The following is a 3,335-nucleotide window of genomic DNA, read 5'->3' as shown; positions in this document are numbered from 1 at the left end:
TCTGACTCAGGAACGGGCTCTCTCGCACCAATGAGCTTACCGACCTCTTTGCCGACGCCACCCGCCCAATTTATGCTCCCACACCCGTTTCATCCTCCCTGGTCGCGCGCAGCGCGGTGGTAGACTCAGGATGACATCTCCGTTGCCCAATCGATCGCAGAATCTGGTATGATACCACGTTTCGGAGCATCGTTCTGGTTCCAAACAGAACAGCAACAGATTGGAATCACACAGAGAAACAGAGGAACAGAGAAAACCGACGTCCTCTGTTTCTCTGTTTCTCTGTGTGAGGCCTTTCAGGACCTATTCCCGAACGATGCTCTGCAAGGTGGTATGAGTCCGATTCGCCGGAACCCAGCGATGCTCGGTGATGTGGGATGAAGGAGCCGCGACACCGCGGGCCCGTCACCAGCTCCCGCCGGGGCGCGCGGACGCGGCCAGGTGCGCGGCCGCCTCGCCGCGGGTGCGCGCGCCCAGCTTGCGCAGCACGCTGTGCACGTGGTTCTTCACCGTCGCCAGGCCGATCGACAGGCGCACGGCGATCTGCTTGTTGGAGAGCCCGGCCGCCAGCAGGTGCGCGATCTCGGCCTCGCGCTGGGTGAGCAGCTCCGTGCCCGCCGGCGCGTGCCGCTCGCGCGAGAGGGTGGCCAGCCGCTCGACCAGCGCCGCCGCGATGCGCGGCGGGCACACCAGCTCGCCGCGCACGGCGCCCTCGAGAACGCCCACCAGCTCCTGCACGGTGGCGTCGCGGTGCACGTAGCCGGCGAACCCGGCCTCGGCGCACTCGATCACCTCGCTCCCGGTTTCGTGGATGGCGAGCGCGACCACCCGGGGCGCGGGAGACAGGGCCAGGAGCGGCTGCACGCGCGCGGGCGCGTCGATCATCGCGCGGTCGAGCAGCACCACGTCGGGCCGCAGCTCGCGCGCGGCGGCGAGCGTGGCGGCGAAGTCGCCGGTGCAGCCGAGCACCCGGACGTGCTCGCGCCGCTCCAGGCTGAGCGCCAGCCCCTCCCGGTACAGGCGTACTTCGGCCGCGATGAGGACCTGGATCGACGAGCTCATGGGGTCCGGCGGAACTGCAATGCCATACCGCGGGGGAAGTCGATCTCGTTGGACCGGGTCGGCCCCGGATGCTTTCGGAAGAGCTAGAGACACGCAGCGCCGGCGGGACGTTGATCCGCGCCGGTTTCAGGCCGTCAGGAATGCCGCGACTGGTCCGCCGGTGGCACGAAGAGAGCCGTGCGCCCGGGAGCCGGCGGACCGGCTCCGGACGCAATCGGAAATTACATCGCTGAGATTCAGGCGCAACATCTACAGTGTAAAGATGTTGGTCCTCCTCCCCCTGGTAGCAGATGTCGTCCTCACGTGTCGCAGACGCGCCCTACGCCGGTCGATCACCGTCGACTTCGACGACCGCCCCGGCGAAGGCCGCGGGGCTGCGGCGACGTGCCGGCTCCGCGCGCGCCCTCCCTCGCGCGCCGTACGACGGGGACGGCTCGGGGCGGCGCCGTCCTCACGGGCGCAGGGGCCACACGCGGACGGTGCGGTCCAGGGCGGCGGAGGCGATCCGGCGGCCGTCCGGCGCGAAGGCGACGGCGGTGACGCTCGCCGCATGGCCCGCGAGCACGCGCACGGGGGCCTCGCCGGGCGCGCGGCCGGCGGCGCGCCAGAGCTGCACTTTGCGGTCGCCGCCCCCGGTCGCCAGCAGCGCCCCGTCCGGCGACCAGGCGACGGACGTGACGGGGAGGTTCACCTGGATCGTTCCCGGCCCGTTCGGCCCGTCGGCCCGCCGCGGCTCGGGCGCGCGCAGCCGGTCCACCGGCGTGCCCGCGGGGAGCGCGAAGGTGCTGGCGCCGCCCACCCACTCGCCCGCGGCCAGCGTGGCGCCGTCCGGCGAGAACGCGACGCCGCCCTGCCCGAACGCGCGCGGCGCGGCGACCCGGGCCCCGGTGGCCAGGTCGAACACGCGTACCGGCAGGCTCGCGGCCAGCCGCCGCCCGTCGCGGGAGACGGCGACGGAGAAGACCTCCGGCCCCACGACCATCTCCCGCGTCGCCCGGCCGGTCCGCACGTCGTACAGGCGCACCCTTCCCGCGCTCCCCACCGCCAGCCCTCCCGCGGGCGTCCAGGCCAGCGCCAGCGAGCGCACCGGCAGCGCGATCACGCGCGCGACACCGCCCGTCGCGGGGTCCCACACCACCACGCGCCCGTCCTCGCCCGCGGAGGCCACGCGCGCGCCGTCGGGCGAGAACGCGACGGCGTACACCTCCGCGCCGTGCCGCAGCGTCCGGTGCGACCAGTCCCCCGTGCTCCACACGCGCACCGCGCCGTCCAGCCCGCCGCTGGCCAGCCGCCGCCCGTCGGGCGAGAAGTGCACGCAGGTCACCCCCTGCGTGTGCCCGCGCAGCACCTGCGCGGCCGTGTCCGCGGTCACGCGGCCCCGCGCGTCCGCGCGGGTGTCCCGCGCCGCGCCCGCCGCCCCGGCCGCGAGCGCCAGCGCCGCGGCGACGGCGGTCCTCCGTGCGCGCGGGCTCATCGGGCGCTGTCGGCGAGGGTGGCGTCGGGGAGGCGGACCACGGCGCGGCCGCCGCGCTCCAGCCGCAGGTAGGCGTCCTGCTCCGCGTTCACGCCGAGCGCCGCGTATCCCCCCATCCCGGTGGAGAAGGTGAGGTGCGACTCGCCGCGGTCGCCGACGCCCAGGTGGATCGCCGCGCGCATGATCTCGTCCAGCGTCAGCGCGGCGCCGCGGCTGTTGTCGCCGGTCACGTAGCCGCCGCGCTCGTTCCCCTCCGCGTCGTAGATCAGGATGCCGGACACCGGGTCGCCCCGGTTGAAGCGCCTGCCCATCATGATCGGGTCCGGCAGCGGCGCCGCGATCCGCACCCGCGGCGTGCCGGCGGCGTCCACCACCACCAGCTCGCGCACGCGCAGCACCTCCGCCGCCGTCCTCCCGCCCGCGCTGGCCTCGGCGGAGCTTGGGTGGAGCGCCCGCGTGGCGGTGGTCAGCAGCCACCCCGCGGCGAGCAGGGCGGTGCAGCGCGAGAGGCGGCGGCTCCGGCGCTGCAGCGCGGCGACCGCGTCGCGCAGGTCCGTGGGGGGTGAGGGATCCATCGCACGCTCCTGGTTCGGGTGGCACGGGGACGGCCTGCTCCCGGCCCTCCCCGGGGCGGAGAGGGCGGCGGCGCGGAAACGGCTCGATTCGGGGTGAGGCGACGCGGTCCGGCGGGGGCTAGCCGGTGTCGTGCGGAAGGGCGGACGCGGCCGGGCGTGTGAGGGCCGCGAGCGCCAGCAGCGCGGCCGCGGCGGCCGCGAAGGGGAGTGGGTCGGCCGGATCG

The 3,335-nt window shown here is 74.5% G+C and carries 3 protein-coding genes; all 3 read right to left on the bottom strand.

Annotated features, from left to right (window positions below):
- Window positions 1–405: 405 nt before the first annotated feature.
- Window positions 406–1,062, bottom strand: a complete 657-nt coding sequence (locus tag VF746_10710) for a response regulator transcription factor (protein HEX8692882.1) — start codon at window positions 1,060–1,062, stop codon at window positions 406–408.
- Between the two features lie 451 nt (window positions 1,063–1,513).
- Window positions 1,514–2,536: a WD40 repeat domain-containing protein gene (locus VF746_10705; protein ID HEX8692881.1), complete on the bottom strand. Its 1,023-nt coding sequence runs from the start codon at window positions 2,534–2,536 to the stop codon at window positions 1,514–1,516.
- Window positions 2,533–3,111: a hypothetical protein gene (locus VF746_10700; GenBank protein HEX8692880.1), complete on the bottom strand. Its 579-nt coding sequence runs from the start codon at window positions 3,109–3,111 to the stop codon at window positions 2,533–2,535. The genes VF746_10705 and VF746_10700 overlap by 4 nt, the downstream gene beginning before the upstream one ends.
- Between the last annotated feature and the right edge of the window lie 224 nt (window positions 3,112–3,335).

The organism is Longimicrobium sp. (assembly GCA_036389795.1).
Lineage (GTDB): Bacteria > Gemmatimonadota > Gemmatimonadetes > Longimicrobiales > Longimicrobiaceae > Longimicrobium.
This window is presented reverse-complemented; position numbering and strand designations above follow the sequence as displayed.

What these genes read in the sequence shown, in the direction of transcription:
- VF746_10705 (HEX8692881.1), bottom strand. Translation starts at nt 2,536, where the DNA reads ATGAGCCCGCGCGCACGGAGGACCGCCGTCGCCGCGGCGCTGGCGCTC.
- VF746_10710 (HEX8692882.1), bottom strand. Translation starts at nt 1,062, where the DNA reads ATGAGCTCGTCGATCCAGGTCCTCATCGCGGCCGAAGTACGCCTGTAC.
- VF746_10700 (HEX8692880.1), bottom strand. Translation starts at nt 3,111, where the DNA reads ATGGATCCCTCACCCCCCACGGACCTGCGCGACGCGGTCGCCGCGCTG.